Origin of the sequence: Natronoglycomyces albus (assembly GCF_016925535.1) — a bacterium.
Taxonomy (GTDB): domain Bacteria; phylum Actinomycetota; class Actinomycetes; order Mycobacteriales; family Micromonosporaceae; genus Natronoglycomyces; species Natronoglycomyces albus.
The window spans coordinates 1542617-1558323 of record NZ_CP070496.1 but is presented as its reverse complement, the minus strand read 5'-3'; the positions used below and the strand labels follow the sequence as shown (position 1 = coordinate 1558323).

Genomic DNA, 15707 nt, shown 5'->3' with positions numbered 1-15707 from the left:
TCCGGTCGGCGTGGGATTGCCGCGGGGCGCAATCTCCATTACTACGGAATGTTTATTTCACCACAACTGGACGTTGTGCCTGGCTTACTGCAAGAAGAAGATCGTCGCAAACAGCGCGATCCACACCACGTCGACAAAGTGCCAGTAGTACGAGACCACGATGGCGGCGGTGGCTTGGGCCGGGTTGAATCGGCCCATGGTGGATCGAATCAGGAAGTAAATGAATGCGATCAGACCGCCGGTGACGTGGAGTCCGTGGAAACCGGTGGTGAGGAAGAACATCGACCAGTAACCATTGGTCGAAATGGTGTATCCCTCGTTGATCAGCATGGTGTACTCGCCCACTTGGCCGAGCATGAACGTCAGGCCCATGAAGAACGTGATGACGAACCAGAAGCGCAGCTTGTGGACGTCGCCGCGCTCGGCTGCGAACACACCCATCTGGCATGTCACGGACGACAAGACCAGGATCGTGGTGAACACCAATGCGTAGGGCACATTGAGGTGCGAGGCACCTTCGGCCCACATCTCGGGGGCGGAAGCCCGAATCGAGAAGTACATGGCAAAAAGCGCAGCAAAAAACATCAATTCGCTTGCCAGCCACACAATGGTGCCGACACTGACGACGTTGGGCCGCGTCAGGGAATGAATCCGGCTGGGATCGATGGAAGTTTCAGTGGCAGTCACGCGGCCATTATTACGGTTCGACCTGTGGCGGTTGCGCAAGGGGTAGGTATTACGCGCGTGTCGCCTCCCGTATGCTCCCCGGCTTGGATTCTCAATCGCCCAGTTCAGGTAGCAAATACTCATCCCGGGGTGGCCAGGGCGGCTCCGCGCGGCGACCGCGTTCGCAAAGTGAGTGTGTCACGTTTAATATGACGTTTGTGAGATCCGTAAAGAATAACTACGCAGTGTTGCTGTACAGCCACAATGATTCCGTTATTGCCCAGATGCGGACGGCCATCGGTGAGAGCCCTACCGAGGACGTCGTCATCGAGTATGTCTCCACGGGCGACTACGACGAGGCCGTCCATCTGATCGACACCTATGAGATCGACTTGGTGTTGCTCGATGGGGAGTCACAGCCAGCCGGGGGTTTGGGCATCGCGCGTCAGCTTCGCGACGAGATCGATGATGTGCCCACTATTGCCGTGGTACTGGCTCGTCCGGCCGATCGCTGGCTAGGGGCCTGGTCGCGCGCTGACGCGACCTTGATGCACCCGCTGGACCCGATTCGCACTGCGGAGACGGTGGTGGATCTTCTACGTCAACGCCGTGCTGTCCAGACTGCGGAATCGAGTCACGGCACCGGCGCAACGGGCCGGGGCGCAGCCTAGACTGCGAGGTCACGGCCCTAGGGGTTGCCGGGCGAGGCGGGGAGACGTTGCACGATTTTGCCTCGCGCACCGGGTAGCATTCAGGGTTGACCTTATTTTCTTATGCGGTTTCGTGGCCTGCCCGACGGTTTCGCCTCAGCCCACAAGACGAATTCACTCACGTCGGTGAGCGACGTGGCCAGACCGCAGTTCTAGCTTCCTGGAGAACCGATGTCCGAACAGACTTGGCCTGGGGTTTTGTCCCAGCTGATCGCTCAGAAAGACCTGAGGCGGGACGTGACCGACTGGGCCATGAGCCAGATCATGGCGGGGAAGGCCTCGGAAGCTCAGGTCGCGGCTTTCGCCGTCCTCCTGCACGCCAAGGGCGAGACGGTCGAGGAATTGGCGGGCATCACCGAACGAATGCTTGCGGAGACTACGCGGCTGGACGCGCCCGAACTTCAGCCGGCCGTTGACATCGTTGGCACCGGAGGTGACGGGTCCAACAGCGTCAACATCTCCACCATGTCTTCGGTCGTCGTGGCCGCAACCGGAGTACCTGTGATTAAGCACGGCAGCCGGGCAGCCTCTTCCACGTGTGGATCTGCCGACCTCTTGGAGGAGCTGGGTGTCTCACTCGAGGTGGATCCGCTCAGTGTGGTGGAGGTGGTGCGCGATGTCGGAATCGGGTTTTGTTTCGCCAAGTCGTTCCATCCCGGTATGCGGCACGCCGCGGGGGCTCGCACTGAGCTCGGGGTGCGCACTGTCTTTAATCTGCTGGGGCCTCTGACGAACCCGGCACAGCCGCCCGCCGGACTGATCGGTTGTGCGGACCTACGCAAGAGCGGCATCTTGGCCGAGCTGTTCGCGCGACGTGGCGCGAGTGTGCTGGTGGTTCGTGGCGAAGACGGCCTTGACGAAATCTCCACCTCGATGGCGACCCGAGTGTGGGTTACCGCCAATGGCCGCGTCACCGACACCGTCATTGACGCGGCCGATTTTGGCTTCGCTCGTTGTGAGGCGGGGGCGCTGCGTGGCGCTGAGGCGGCCTATAACGCAGCCGTTGCCCGGGATACGTTCGCGGGTAAGGAAGGGGCTGTCCGCGACGCTGTCTTGATCAACTCAGGGGCAGCGCTGGCCTCCCTCGAGGGATTGAAGCCCGAAGTCGACCTGCATGACGATGAACAGTTGTTCGCTTCAATCCGGGCGGGAGTCGAGCGGGCACGGGCGGCCATCGATTCCGGGGCAGCCACAAAACTCCTTCAGCGCTGGATCGAGACTTCGCAACGGCTAGGGTGAATCGCCAACCTTGGACGGTTTCATGGCCCCGGTGCATGCACCGGGGCCATCGTCACATCCAACTGACGTGCGCTAGGTCGCGGGCGTCGAGGCGATAATTACGCTTCGTAACACACGGCTCGGGCCTAAATTTTCCTTTGATTTAGACCACTATTGAGCTAGTCGACGTCTAAACATAGACAGAGTCTAGGTATGCTTCGGTCAGATTCAACAGTCGCCACCCGCCGATTTCGGCTCATTCGCACATCCTGGGGCGTCATACAGGGGGTTTCGGATCGCAAGCCGGAACCTGTCCCAGGGGCGAGGAGGTTCTCGGGCGCGTGGCATCAAAGTAGCCCGTGAGGCCCTTCGACGGGTCTCTATACCTCGGTGGCGGCTGTCCCGATACCCACTACAGCGGAGAAAATACGCATGTTGACTGTTGGTGACAAGTTCCCTTCCTACGACCTGACCTCCTGCGTCTCAATCGAGGCCGACGGCGCATTCGAACAGATCAACCACAAGTCCTATGAGGGCAAGTGGCGCGTCGTGTTCAGCTGGCCGAAGGACTTCACCTTCATCTGCCCGACTGAGATCGCCGAGTTCGGACGCCTCAACACCGAGTTTGCCGACCGTGACACCCAGGTGTTGGGTTTCTCGACTGACTCTGAGTTCGTTCACTTCGCATGGCGCAAAGACCACCCGGACCTGCGCGATCTGCCATTCCCGATGATGAGCGACATCAAGCGCGAACTGTCCGAAGAGCTCGGCGTTCTCGGTGAGGACGGTGTCGCCCAGCGAGCCACCTTCATCGTCGACCCGAACAACACCATCCAGTTCGCCATGGTCACCGCCGGTTCGGTCGGCCGTAATGTCGCTGAGGTTCTTCGCGTACTCGACGCTCTACAGACCGACGAGCTGTGCCCGTGCAACTGGAGCAACGGCGAGGAGACCCTGGACGCCAAGAAGCTGATGGCGGCCGGCTAACGATGAGTATTGACAGCCTGAAGGCGGCTCTTCCCGCCTACGCCAAAGACACGAAGCTCAACCTCGGTTCCATCACGACCACTTCTTCCCTGACCGAGCAACAGCTATGGGGGACGATGCTGTCGTGTGCGGTGGCGTCGCGGAGCACCACGGTGATTCGCGAGATCCACGCGGAAGCCACGAAGCGCCTGAGCGAGGACGCTCTCAAGGCGTCCAAGTCGGCTGCCTCGATCATGGCGATGAACAACATCTATTACCGTGCCAAGCACCTCATCGGGGATGAGGCTTACACGAGCCTCCCGGCGCGGTTGCGGATGCAGGTCATTGGCAATCCCGGCGTAGATAAAGTCGACTATGAACTGTGGAGCCTCGCTGTTTCCGCGGTGACCGGGTGCGGTTTGTGCCTGGAGTCGCATGAACAGACGCTGATCAAGTCCGGCGCTTCGCGAGACAACGTGCATGACGCTCTCCGCGTCGCCGCCGTCGTCCATGCCGCGGCCGTGACGATCGACGCTGAGGAGGCGCTGGCTCTGTAGAGTCGGCCTTTGGGCTCGTCACTTACGTTTGGCAGGTGGTGGGGTTGGTGCAACGCATCGACCCCACCACTTTTTGGTCCGCTTCCGTCGCGTCGTACTCGGTGGAGGACCTAGTGCGCGCAGCTTCCGTTTCGATTCGTCGCGATGCGCGGTGAGGGGACTACGCGGCCAATCCTGGTGCCCGGTGGTGGGTCCGGGTGATGGCTGTGCGGTTGGCTGGGCTGATCCTCAGCCGCCTGGCTGGCCTGAGCATGGGCCGGTAGTTTCGCTGTGTGGTGCCCAATGGCCGGTGGTCGGCAGCGCTTGGTTTGAGGTTCGTACGTGACAGGTGATCGGGCCCGGTTGCACGCGGTTGGAGAGCTTTTTAGGCGTCGGGGTGCGCTATGGGCAGGGGCCTAGATTCCCGACTCCTCGGTCCGAATGAGGATCGCTCCGCATTCTTCACAACGGAGGACTTCATCGGGGCCAGCGGCTCGAATCGGTGCGAGGTCAGCGGGAGATTTCTCAATACGGCATGACTCACAGCTGCGCAGGCGCAAAAGGGCAGCGGCGATGGGTTTCTTGGCTCGTACTTTTTCGTACAGCTCCACCAGTGAGCTGGGAATGGACGCGGAGAGGTGTTCGCGTTGTTGGCGGTGGTGGGCGATTTTCTCGTCTACTTCCGCGACCGCGGCATCTCGTGCCCGCTCGGCTTCTTGTTGAGCGGCCTGCGAGTTTTTCAACTGGTCGATGTGGCCGGCGAGTGTGGCTTCGAGCCGTTCCCTTGTCTCCATGAGTTCCAGCTGCTGGTCCTCTAGTTCGTTTTGCCGGTTGGCTAGAGATTCCAGCTCACTTTGCAGCCCTTCGAGCTGTTTGGGTGTGACGCTACCGGCGGCCATACGGTCGCGGTCATTGTTGGCTCGTTTGGTGACTACGGCGATTTCTTTTTCCACTCGCGCGATGTCGCGGTCTAGGTCGGCAATGCCTGCTTCACGGGCGGAGACTTGGTCTCGCAGACGTATCGCCTCGCGCTGCAGCGCTGGAATCCGTTCCGCCTCGGGCAACGTCTTCAAACTCTGTTCCAGCTGTGCGATGGCGGTGTCGGTAGCTTGAAGTTCCAGAAGTCGTCTCTGGTCAAAAGGGTCGGCTTTCATATTGCTACCTCATTCATCACGTCGTGTCTTTGCCAGCTGAGCTCGAAGTCCGCACCATCGTCGCCAGCGCGTCGCGGTGTGGTTCTGGCAGGTGAAACACCTTGCCACAGGCGCGGGCTCCGCCCCAAACGGCCCCACGGACTATGGTCCCAAGTCGATAAATCCAAGCTCGCGCAGGTCGGCCCAACTCATCACAGACAACACTCCAGTGCCAAATGAGATCGATGTGGGGCTCCCCCTCCCCCGTACCCACCATCCCGCCGCCATCCCGCCCTCTGGAAACGCCAGCACGCTTGCAACGGTGCGCCGGCCACCGGCCAGCCGCACTCGCACTGCTCAGTCTTCACTTTTGGCGGCCTCGCAGAGCGGGGTGGACTCCGTCGACCACTCGCCAATTTTAGCAATATCTCACACTAAATCAAGCATTTGACTGTGCGATTCCCACAAAATCTTGGGGATGGTTCGCTACCAGAGCGGCTGCCGTTACCAAGACCGGTGTGGGCTCTCCGCCACCGATGGACCTCGGGAGTCAATTGCGCGTGCCCTCCTCGTCGTTGGCCACCGCTTATGAAGAACGATCGCCACCTACCCGGGCGAACCAACCTCCGCCTTAGCTGCCCAGTTGGTGAAGCGTCCATGGATCAGTGACCACATCGGAGGTCACAACCTCCCCAATCACGTTCCGCAGTTGCTGGGCGACCAGATCAACCCACGGTCGTTCAGAGGCATAGTGCGCCACGTCGATTACATCTGGTGTGCGGGCACCTCGATTAGGGTCCTCACCCACGCGATTCGAAAACTCCTGACCGAGCCGCTGGCCAGCGGCTAGAAATTCGCTGACTGGGTGATGCCGCAAATCGGAGGTCAAGAAGACATCTGCTCCCGCGGAGTGTGCCTGGTGCAAGTACGAGTCACCGGCCCCACCCGAGACAGCGACGGTGGTGATCAATCGATCGGGATTTCCCGTCGCACGCACCCCCCATGCCGTACGGGGCAGTCGCGCAGCCGCAAACTCCACGAAATCAGCCAGTCGCATCGGATTCTCCAGTATACCGACGCGACCGATACCGCGCCCTGAATCTACATGCTCAGGCCCCTCCAATGGAGACAACGGGCGCAGTTGCCCCAGTCCCAACCGCAGAGCCAAAGCGTCCGAAACCCCAGGATTTGCCACGTCGGCGTTGGTGTGCGCTACATAGAGCCCAATGCGGTTCTCGATGAGTGAATGAAGCAGATCGCCTTTATACGATTCCTCTGGGTCCAAGCTCGAGACCCCACGCAGTAGCAGCGGATGATGGGCGACGATGAGGTTCGCTCCCCGTTCAACGGCCTCGGCCACAGTTTCGGGCACACAGTCGACAACGCACAGAGCTTTTCGAACCGGCCAGTGCCCACGGCCAGTGACCAGACCGACGCGGTCCCACTCTTGCGCCCAATGCTGTGGATAGATGTCGTTCAGGTACGCGGCGGCTTCAGAGACTGTCGAATTCACTCGGCGATTCTAACGCCACCACTTCAGCGCGGGCGGGCCCGTTTAACTCGAAAGTCACTCGGACGTATGGAGAAGTCTTCCTTTAGCGAGACGGAGCCGTGGCGACATTCCTGTGAGTATCGGCCCACCGCGGCTCCGCCCTGCGTCACTTCGTCAAGCCGCACTGCTCGGCTAGCGCCATCACCTCCGGCGGGCTAGAGCCTTTGCTGTGGTGCAGAATATGGTCGATCAGGCTGTGTGCCACCGGGCGGCACCGTACCTCCGAATGTGCGGTGCGGTGAGCCAGGCTCAGCGCCTTCCCCGCTTTACTCCAGTCGCCGATTTGCACACAGGCTCGCGCCATGTCCAGGTAGTGATGCGCCCGCCTCTCTGCGACGAGATCATTGAGCTTTGCCGGGTTGATCTGAGCGTGAACTGCCAATGCCGCTCGCCCTTCCCCCAGCTCTACGTGTGCGGCTGCCCGGTGCAGAGCCACATTGGTCGGCCCGAAGGACGTCCAGTAATAGTTGCCGTCATCTCCCATGCGCTGAGCCGCGATGTCGGCACTGTCGAGTAGGTCCTTACAGGTTGCCGATTCTCCAGCAAGCGCTGCGGCCATGGCTCCCTGCAGTAACAGAAAGCCGTAGACACTAAGGGCTTGCGGTGTCGGTTCGTCGGCGACATGTTCGGCCATGAGGCCGTGTGCGACTTGCACGTTGAGATCGAGTGCGGCTTGGTGCCGCCCCAATGCTCGAAGTGAGTTCGCGACTCGCGCCGTCGCCGTCCCGGCCAACAGCGGGTCATTTCCACGCTGAGCTGCGCTGATCGAGCGGTCTGCCGCCAGCCATGCCAATTGCGGCTCGCCCAGTTTTCGTAGGACCGAGGAGGCGATCTGGTAGACCTGGGTCAAAATTTCGCTAGCCTCTGCGGCCGTACCATCGATCGGATTCTCTTGGGCGATGGGAGTGGCCCGCAAGAGTTCGATCAATGACCGGGCAACGACCGGATAATGGCCCTTCTCCATTGCCGCCCAGGTATAGGCGACCGTCTTCTTCAGCTCCGGGATCGGTTTCGAGTCCAGAGAGGCTGCCTGGAGGAAAATTCCGAGGCGCTCATAACGCTCCAACGACTGCCGGATACTCTCCACCTCGGCTTGGTCGAGGCAACTGGACAGGCCCGGCTGCCGCTGTGGCTCTCGCCCCATGAGTTGGCTCGTGTCGACACCCAGTACTTGAGCGATGTCGCATATGACCGAATATTTGTCGAGCCGACGGACGCCGCGTTCGACTTTGTCCACCCAACTCTTGGACTTGCCGATGCGGTCTGCGAACACTTGCTGAGACATTCCGCGGCGTTGCCGCCATTGAGCGACTCTGCGCCCAATGGGTTCCTCTGCTACTTCCATAAAAGCCCACCATCCTTATTGAGATGTCCTTGGCGCGTAGCCGTCCCAGAGAAGCGGGAGGGTTCCTTCACCCGCTCTTTGCCACGCGATATGCCAAGACATTGCGCAAGAGGATGTTCTCTCGAGAATGGGTGTCCCGGTAGAGCATCGATTTCTTGTCGTATGTGCGGGAACCACCGGTGAACCCGCATCGCTGGTTAACCGGTCGGCCTCACCAATCATCTCGCCGCGTCCGGCGAGCACTCCACTGTCGCGTGTGGTGCGACCATGGAATCAGGTGGTGATAAGTCGGCCCGAGCCACCGTGGCCGCCTTTCCTTCACTCACCGGTCGGCTTGACCGAACTGTTCCCTTCCACATTTCTTATCTGTTTTTCTTGAAAAGCACAACGAGCAACGCGACGGTAGGTTACGTCTGATAACGGACAGTTCGACTGACAGAGCTGCCGCGCAGGAGTCATTTCTCGCACGAACTTCGTGGTGGCATGTGGCGTACTCATATACCTCGCACACTTCTACCAGCGGCTCCCTCTCCGGCCCGCACTTTCCTACAAGCTAAGAATTTTTCGCACTTAACGCGTATCTCCTTCGCGCCCTTAGTCGTTAGATCAGATATGCGAGACATCAATCCGTACCAGCGCCGCTATGCGAGCCATCGATGGCCCAACCAGCGCCGGCGCATGTTTTTGGTCGGGGGTGGCACCGCGCTCGTCTCGGCTGCGGTGTGGCCATTGGCCGTAGCACAGGCTGACATCGAGATATCCGTCCTGATGCTGTGGGCGGGCCTTTCAGCCTGTGCCTTGGTGAGTGCCAGCTTGTGGCACGAGGCCCGTTCTCGTAGCCAACGGCGACAGACAGACGATTGGGCACAGTTTGTAGATATGCCACAGCGAGAGCTGCTATCGCAGTCGCACGCGCCCGCCCGAATCAAGAGGGGACACAAATGCGAAACATGGCCGACATCGTCAGCGAACACGGGCGGGCAGCTGGGTGCATTCGAGCGACCTGTGACGTCAGCACCGGCAGGTTCAAAAAGCGGAGGGGAATCGGCGCCTCTTTCCGCCGAGCTAACTGCCGCCTTCGCCGATGAGGAGACACTACGTCTCACCACGCACGAGATTGCCAAGCGGAGCTCTCCATGCGCGGACGAGGAAACTGTCCGCTTGCGGCCCCAGCACGCCGCACAGAAGGAACCTGTGGCAATGGGCCTATCAACGGTCCCGAATCAGTCCATCGTCGATGGCAAGGCGACATCAAAGGCTGACACTGTGGACTCACCAGGATTCGGACCGCAGTATCCGGAGGACTCCGATGGTCCCACCCCAAGAGTTGCGGTCTCGGCAGGTAGCGCGGACTCGCACCCGACCGCCGCAGGTGGAGTGCTGGTCTTCCAGCCCTTTAGACCGCAACAGCGCTTCGCGGCAGCACCCTCGTGGCCAGATGGCGGCTTAGGTAGGTAGGCGCACGATCCACAACGACGCGGAAGCTGCGTGCCCGCATCGGGTCGGTTCGTCGGATTGGGGCCCAACCCCGCATACGGCTGGCCGGCCTATCGAACATCACCACAAGCGGGCTAGTCGTTGGGCCGCACGACCAAACAGCGGCCTCCTTGATAGACGCCGCCATCGACGTTGAGGACAAGTCCGTCACAGTAGCGGCGAGGTTCCTCAACTTGCCCTGGGGTCAGGTCCGTGGTGTCGGGAATCGTCGAGTGTCCATGCACGATCTGGGTCCCTCCCAATGTGTTGAGCATGGCACGGGCGCGCTGCGGACCATCCTCGCGCAGATAGTCATGACGTTGGGTCAGGCTGCGGAAAAGATCCCACCAGCGTTCGGGGTTTTCGGTCGAAAGAGCCTCATGGGCAGAGGTGTTGACATCATCGATCGAGTTGCCATATTGCAAGTATCCATCGGTGTCGGAGTGAACGAGGAGTACTTGGTCAACTACAACCGCGAGTGGGCGAGATGTTAGCCAAGAGACCTCATCGTCGGTCAAGAGGTTCATCTCCTCCTCGAAACCACCATTGATGACCCACCATTGGAGAAACTGGCGCTCATTTCCGGCCGAGTCCATGAAGGCCTGCTCACCAAACCTCCGCGAACCCAGAACCAGCAACTCGTGGTTGCCAAGGAGTGTGTCAACGAGACCACCGGCAGCGGACGCCTGTTCAGAGAGCTTGCGAAGGAGCCGAACAGTGTCGACGCCTCGCTCCCCACGGTCAAACAAGTCGCCAAGCGCCCACAGTCGGGCTTCGCCCGCGATCCAGTTTTCGTCACGGTCGATCAAATTCTGAGCCTGGAGGGCTTCAACGAGGGCATCGTAGTGGCCATGCACGTCACTAACCACATATAGCGGGCTTGGCGAATCCATGATCTAGATACTAGAGACTCCGAGTAACAATCACAGCAAGTGCCCAAGAAGAATCTAGGAGCACAGGTAAAAACAACGCCCGCGATGAACCAGCCCCGAAGCCGGCAACAACACGCACGCGAGGCATCACGCAGCCAACGGCGACGCTGAGTGTCTAAGCCATCGCAAACATGGCCATCAATGGAGGCGAAGACGGCGCCGCGACGTGCACGCAGCGTCGGCCCCCTGCGCATTCCCCATCCGGTTCGCCCGCAAAGCGCCACCTGCTGCCACGCACTAGTGCGCACCGTGAGCCACCAGTGAAGCGCGAGGCTAGCTACCTGGCCAAACAAAGGGACGTTCCCGCTCTGAGATTGACGGCGTTGCCCTTAGTCATGAGCGGCTAATTCTGGGCCTGGACCAACCCACGTCGCATAATCGGCTCATGGCACATCCGACACACCATTCTCACCAGCCTCAACGGAGCCGCATTTGTGGATCGGGGCGGCCCGTGGTAGGACATTGACCATCCACGAGTTAGGAAGCTTCACCTATGACCATCACCAATCCCTTCCTGGAACCCTCCGAACTGCCCTATCAGCTGCCGCCCTTCGCCGAATGCGGCCCAGAGCACTTCCGGCCTGCATTCGCAGCGGGGATGGACGAACACTGGCGAGAAATCGAACAGATCGCCACCAACCCACAACCACCCACGTTCGACAACACGATTGCCGCTCTCGAACGTGCCGGAGCCATCCTCGAGCGCACCTCCATCGTCTTCTACACCCTCAACGCCGCAGACACCACCGATGAGCTGCAAGCAATCGAGACGGAATACTCCGGCAAACTCTCCGCCCATCAAGACCGCATTTTGCAGCACGAGAAGCTATTCGAACGCATCGACGACCTCCATCGCCGCCGCGCGGACCTAGGGCTCTCCGAAGAAGACGCCTATCTCCTACAACGGCGCCACACCGCCTTCGTTCGTGGCGGAGCACAACTAAAACCAGAGGACAAGGCACGCCTCGCCGAATTGAATTCTCAGCTTTCTCAACTCTCGACCAAGTTCAGTCAGCAGGGGCTAGCCGATATCAACGACGCGGCCGTACACGTCACGGACGTCACCTGGCTCGACGGGCTCGAATCAGGGGCCATCAGTGCCGCAGCCGAGGCCGCGAAATCGCGCGGTCTAGAGGGCTACCTCATCACCAGCCAGCTTTTCTCCAACCCGCCTTCGCTGGCCAGTCTCTCCAACCGCACTCTGCGCCAACAACTGTGGGAAGCCTCGACTAGCCGGGGTCCACACAATGCCGCGACGCTCCTGGAAATGGTGCGTCTACGCGCTGAGCGCGCTCGCCTACTCGGCTATGACCACCATGCGGACTACGTCACAGCCGACCAGATGGCAGGCAGCGCGGCTGCCGTCCTTGACCGACTTGGGGCGATGGTTCCCGCCGCGATTGACAACGCCAAGGCCGAAGCCGCAGAGCTACAGAAGTTCGTCCACGACTCCGGTGAAAACTTCGACCTCCAGCCTTGGGACTGGAGCTTCTATTCGACCAAGCTTCTGACTGAAAAGTTCGACTTCGACCCCGACCAGTTGCGTCCTTACCTCGAACTCGACCGCGTTCTCGAAGACGGAGTGTTCTTCGCGGCCAACAAGCTCTACGGCCTCACCATCACCCCGCGCGAAGATCTGCAGGGTTACCACCCGGACGTGCGGGTCTGGGAGGTGTTCGACCACGATGGCAGCGCTTTGGGATTGTTCCTAGGCGACTTCTTCACCCGCGATTCAAAAAAGGGTGGAGCATGGATGAATCCACTGGTCAATCAGTCAACGCTGCTTGAGAAAAAGCCCGTGGTTCTTAACAACCTCAACATTCCCAAACCTGCCGAGGGCCAGCCGGCATTGGTATCGATGGACTTCGTCCGGACTTTGTTCCACGAATTCGGCCACGCTATTCACGGGCTGCTCTCCGCGTGCCACTATCCTTCGGTGTCCATGACATCAGTACCACGCGACTTCGTCGAGTTCCCCTCGCAAGTCAATGAAATGTGGATTGACTGGCCCGAAGTGGCCGACAACTACGCGCGTCACGTCGAGACAGGCGAGCCGCTGCCCGAGGAGCTCAAAGAGAAGGTCTCGCAGGTACGCAGCAACGGCCAGGGCTTCAAGAAGACCGAGTACTTGGCCTCGGCCTTGCTCGACCTCGCCTGGCACCAGTTGGGGCCCGACGAAGTACCGCAGCCCGGCGCTGACCCGGCCGCGGTGGTTGAGGAATTTGAACGCTCCTACTTGACGCAATTGGGATTCCCGCTGGATCTCATTGCTCCACGCTACCGATCGGGATACTTTCAGCACATCTTCTCCGGAGGTTACTCCGCTGGCTACTATTCCTATGTGTGGTCGGAGATCCTCGATGCCGACACAGTCGAGTGGTTTAAGGACAATGGTGGCCTTGACCGTGCCAACGGCGACCACTTCCGCAACGAGCTACTCTCGCGCGGCCGTTCCATCGATCCGATGCAGTTGTACCGCAACTTCCGCGGACGTGACCCCCACGTTGAGCCGCTGTTGAAGCGCCACAACCTACAGCCGCGGTAGCCAATCACACGACAAACCGCAGTGAACCCAATGGGTGAGGGGCAGACGCGATCGCGTCTGCCCCTCACCCATTGGGTTCACTGCAACGGCGGGAGCACGTCAGCCAAGAAACAACGCTCGATGTGAAACGTCCCTTCGTGGCAATATCTACGGCCGTGACGAGCACGAAAAACGACGCCACTCACCTTCGATATTGTCAATGAGCGACGCCGTGATTTTTCGGCCGTTGACTTCAGCTTTGCCAGCGGCGACAGAATCGCCTCGCTTAAGACGAGGGCTGTTCGATCAGCGTCTGTAGATACAGGCTCTCGCCGAGCTTCTCGATGAGCTCCAGCTGCGTGTCAAGGTAGTCGATGTGATGTTCTTCGTCCTTGAGAATGTCCTCGAAAAGATTCGCCGAGGTGTAGTCCTGGACCGAACGCATGTACTCGACGCCACGCTTCAGACGGTCTATTGCCTCCACTTCGACCTCACGGTCGCACTGGAACATCTCCGTAACGCTGCCGCCGATACGCAGCGGAAACAACCGCTGGTAGTTGGGGAGGCCTTCGAGAAAGAGGATCCGCTCGGTTATTACATCGGCGTGTTTCATTTCGTCGATCGACTCAGAGCGGGTGAACGAGGCAAGCTTCGTATAGCCCCAGTTCTCCTGCATTTTGGCGTGAAGAAAATACTGGTTAATTGCCGTCAGTTCACCGGTGAGTTGCTCATTGAGGAACTCGATTACGCGTTCATCACCCTGCATGGTTTCCCCCTAATGCCAAGAGTAAGTGCTTATCTTGCACATTAAAGGGAGCGGCCGACGCACTTTTACGCAGGAAAACCTAAGCATGGAAAGGCTTGGCTAATAAACCGACGCTCCAAGTCGCAGCGAGTCGATGGCCAAGACAAACATGCAGTATCGCTCATTTCCCGAAAAAAGATCATTCGCCCGCTTTGATCTGCGCAAACAGCAGTAGGCGAGCAGCTTTCATCTGGCTATTCCCAAACTTGACGTCATAGAATCTAGCAAAGGCAGCGAGCCGACGTGGCTCGATTGGGGGCCATATGCCCAGCCGCTAGGTGAAGTCCGGGATCGACTTGTTCCCCACAACGGCGATTTACCCGCAGGGCTCTTTCGGAGCCACCGATGCTGCGAGGCATTTGCCGCAACGTCTCACGTCAGCCACCGGATAGTGGATCCCGGCGAGAACCGACATCCTAGGAAAGACCGGCGTAGGGTGAGTCGGCCAGCCGAACAGCTGGTGAGACAGGGGCAATAGAATCGGGCATGGTAGCCGAATCCGGAATATAAGACAAGCCCGCCTGGGAGTCCATGGCGGCAAAGTGCGACTCGATCATCTCGGTTAGGCGATCAAGGCATGTACCACACCCGGTTCCAGCCCCGCAGGCGTCACCGATGGCGTCTTCGTCAGTAGCCCCAGCGCTGATGCACTCTTGCACTTCGTGCTCGCGGACTCCGTGACAGATGCAGGCGTACACCGAATCTCCAAGTTAGGTTCCACTAAATAAGGTTCACCTAACATAACCCGCGAACTGCGGTTTGCCAAGAGCCATTCAGCGCAGAAGCTCGGTGAGAACCCCCACCGCCCGGTCAACACCCGCGTCATCAATGTCACGATGAGTGAGAAGTCGACCCCATCGCGTACCCAGGACAGAGATTCTGACCCCTTTTTCACCCGCTTGGGCGGCTAGCTTCGCTATCTCGGGGTGCCGCAATACGACGATGTTCGTCTGCACCTGGTCGGCCGAACAAATTCCAAACGGCTCCAATTGCTCGGCAATACGCAAGGCGCGATCATGATCTGCGCGCAATCCGGCGAGATGGTGGTCAATCGCGTAGCGTCCAGCGGCCGCCAGCAGCCCCACCTGCCGCATTCCGCCCCCCAGACGTTTGCGAATGGCGCGGGCGTGTTCGATACGGTCCACAGTTGAAATCACCAAGGAACCGATCGGCGCTCCGAGCCCTTTGGATAGACACACGGCCATCGTGTCGAAATATCGCCCATATTCGGCAAGACTCACCCCAGTGGCCACATGGGCGTTCCATATCCGGGCGCCGTCACAGTGCAAGGCGATGTCATGAGCCTCGGCCATGGAACGCAGTTTTGCGATCTGGTCGAGAGGCTGCACCGTACCGCCACCCCGGTTATGAGTGTTCTCAACCGCGATGGCCTTGGTCGGCACCGCGTGAAAACCTGGCAGGTTGAGCAGTGGCTCGACCTGGTCTGCGACGAGACGACCGGCCTGAGCCTGCCAGGTACGGCAACTAATGCCACCGAACGCGGCGGCGGCTCCCAGCTCATAATTGGCAATGTGAGCGTCGATGTCGCACAGAACTTCTTCACCGGGCCGCACCAGGGTTTGCAGCGCGATCTGGTTGGCCATTGACCCCGTTGGGGTGAAGAGCGCCGCCTCATGGCCGAACAACTCCGCCACGTGAGACTCGAGGGCATTCACCGTCGGGTCCTCCGCATAGACGTCGTCACCGACGTCAGCGGCCGCCATCGCCTCCAGCATCTGCGGGGAAGGCTTCGTTACCGTGTCGCTTCGCAAATCCACAACCATGAATTCACCCTACAACCGCAACCAGTCGTTCCCCACCGACCACATGGGGTTCCCACAGCA

At 59.8% G+C, this 15707-nt stretch carries 14 protein-coding genes; 6 read left to right on the top strand and 8 right to left on the bottom strand.

Translation table 11 applies throughout. The features are described 5' to 3' along the window. Window positions 1–84: 84 nt before the first annotated feature. Window positions 85–687, bottom strand: a complete 603-nt coding sequence (ctaE, locus tag JQS30_RS06650; RefSeq protein WP_343076152.1) for an aa3-type cytochrome oxidase subunit III — start codon at window positions 685–687, stop codon at window positions 85–87. 263 nt (window positions 688–950) lie between these two features. On the opposite strand from ctaE, the gene JQS30_RS06645 reads away from it, so the two are divergent. The 4 genes from JQS30_RS06645 (at window position 951) to ahpD (ending at window position 4117) form a co-directional block, all read left to right on the top strand. Further along, window positions 951–1337 (top strand): response regulator, encoded by a 387-nt coding sequence (locus tag JQS30_RS06645; protein WP_343076193.1) that lies wholly within the window; start codon window positions 951–953, stop codon window positions 1335–1337. A 210-nt stretch (window positions 1338–1547) separates the two neighbouring features. Further along, window positions 1548–2615 (top strand): anthranilate phosphoribosyltransferase, encoded by a 1068-nt coding sequence (gene trpD, locus JQS30_RS06640; RefSeq protein ID WP_213172584.1) that lies wholly within the window; start codon window positions 1548–1550, stop codon window positions 2613–2615. Window positions 2616–3026: 411 nt separating this feature from the next. Then, the gene (locus JQS30_RS06635) at window positions 3027–3581 is read left to right on the top strand and encodes a peroxiredoxin (protein ID WP_281398750.1); all 555 of its coding nucleotides are present in this window, start codon (window positions 3027–3029) and stop codon (window positions 3579–3581) included. Window positions 3582–3583: 2 nt separating this feature from the next. Further along, window positions 3584–4117 carry an alkylhydroperoxidase, AhpD family gene (gene ahpD / locus JQS30_RS06630; RefSeq protein WP_213172583.1) on the top strand — a complete coding sequence of 178 codons (534 nt, stop codon included), beginning with the start codon at window positions 3584–3586 and terminating at the stop codon, window positions 4115–4117. A gap of 395 nt (window positions 4118–4512) precedes the next feature. Here ahpD and JQS30_RS06625 read toward each other — a convergent pair whose 3' ends face one another. From JQS30_RS06625 to JQS30_RS06615, 3 genes are all read right to left on the bottom strand, one after another. Beyond that, entirely contained in the window at window positions 4513–5250 is a 738-nt protein-coding gene (locus JQS30_RS06625; protein ID WP_213172582.1) for a zinc ribbon domain-containing protein, read from the bottom strand. 610 nt (window positions 5251–5860) lie between these two features. Beyond that, window positions 5861–6742: a Nif3-like dinuclear metal center hexameric protein gene (locus JQS30_RS06620; RefSeq protein WP_213172581.1), complete on the bottom strand. Its 882-nt coding sequence runs from the start codon at window positions 6740–6742 to the stop codon at window positions 5861–5863. Between the two features lie 145 nt (window positions 6743–6887). Then, the gene (locus JQS30_RS06615; RefSeq protein WP_213172580.1) at window positions 6888–8126 is read right to left on the bottom strand and encodes a helix-turn-helix domain-containing protein; all 1239 of its coding nucleotides are present in this window, start codon (window positions 8124–8126) and stop codon (window positions 6888–6890) included. 1200 nt (window positions 8127–9326) lie between these two features. Here JQS30_RS06615 and JQS30_RS06610 point away from each other — a divergent pair. Beyond that, a complete protein-coding gene (locus JQS30_RS06610; RefSeq protein ID WP_213172579.1) occupies window positions 9327–9584 on the top strand; it encodes a hypothetical protein in 258 nt (85 codons plus the stop codon). 113 nt (window positions 9585–9697) lie between these two features. Here JQS30_RS06610 and JQS30_RS06605 read toward each other — a convergent pair whose 3' ends face one another. Further along, window positions 9698–10495 (bottom strand): metallophosphoesterase, encoded by a 798-nt coding sequence (locus tag JQS30_RS06605; RefSeq protein WP_213172578.1) that lies wholly within the window; start codon window positions 10493–10495, stop codon window positions 9698–9700. A gap of 532 nt (window positions 10496–11027) precedes the next feature. On the opposite strand from JQS30_RS06605, the gene JQS30_RS06600 reads away from it, so the two are divergent. Beyond that, window positions 11028–13079, top strand: a complete 2052-nt coding sequence (locus JQS30_RS06600) for a M3 family metallopeptidase (protein WP_213172577.1) — start codon at window positions 11028–11030, stop codon at window positions 13077–13079. A gap of 265 nt (window positions 13080–13344) precedes the next feature. On the opposite strand, the gene bfr is transcribed toward JQS30_RS06600, so the two are convergent. The 3 genes from bfr to JQS30_RS06585 all read right to left on the bottom strand — a co-directional run bounded on the left by bfr (window position 13345) and on the right by JQS30_RS06585 (window position 15647). Beyond that, the gene (gene bfr / locus JQS30_RS06595; protein ID WP_213172576.1) at window positions 13345–13824 is read right to left on the bottom strand and encodes a bacterioferritin; all 480 of its coding nucleotides are present in this window, start codon (window positions 13822–13824) and stop codon (window positions 13345–13347) included. Window positions 13825–14279: 455 nt separating this feature from the next. Continuing rightward, complete coding sequence (locus JQS30_RS17815; RefSeq protein WP_213172575.1) at window positions 14280–14561, bottom strand: (2Fe-2S)-binding protein; 282 nt, start codon at window positions 14559–14561, stop codon at window positions 14280–14282. Between the two features lie 75 nt (window positions 14562–14636). Next, on the bottom strand, window positions 14637–15647 hold the full coding sequence (locus JQS30_RS06585) for a threonine aldolase family protein (RefSeq protein ID WP_213172574.1): 1011 nt from the start codon (window positions 15645–15647) through the stop codon (window positions 14637–14639). Between the last annotated feature and the right edge of the window lie 60 nt (window positions 15648–15707).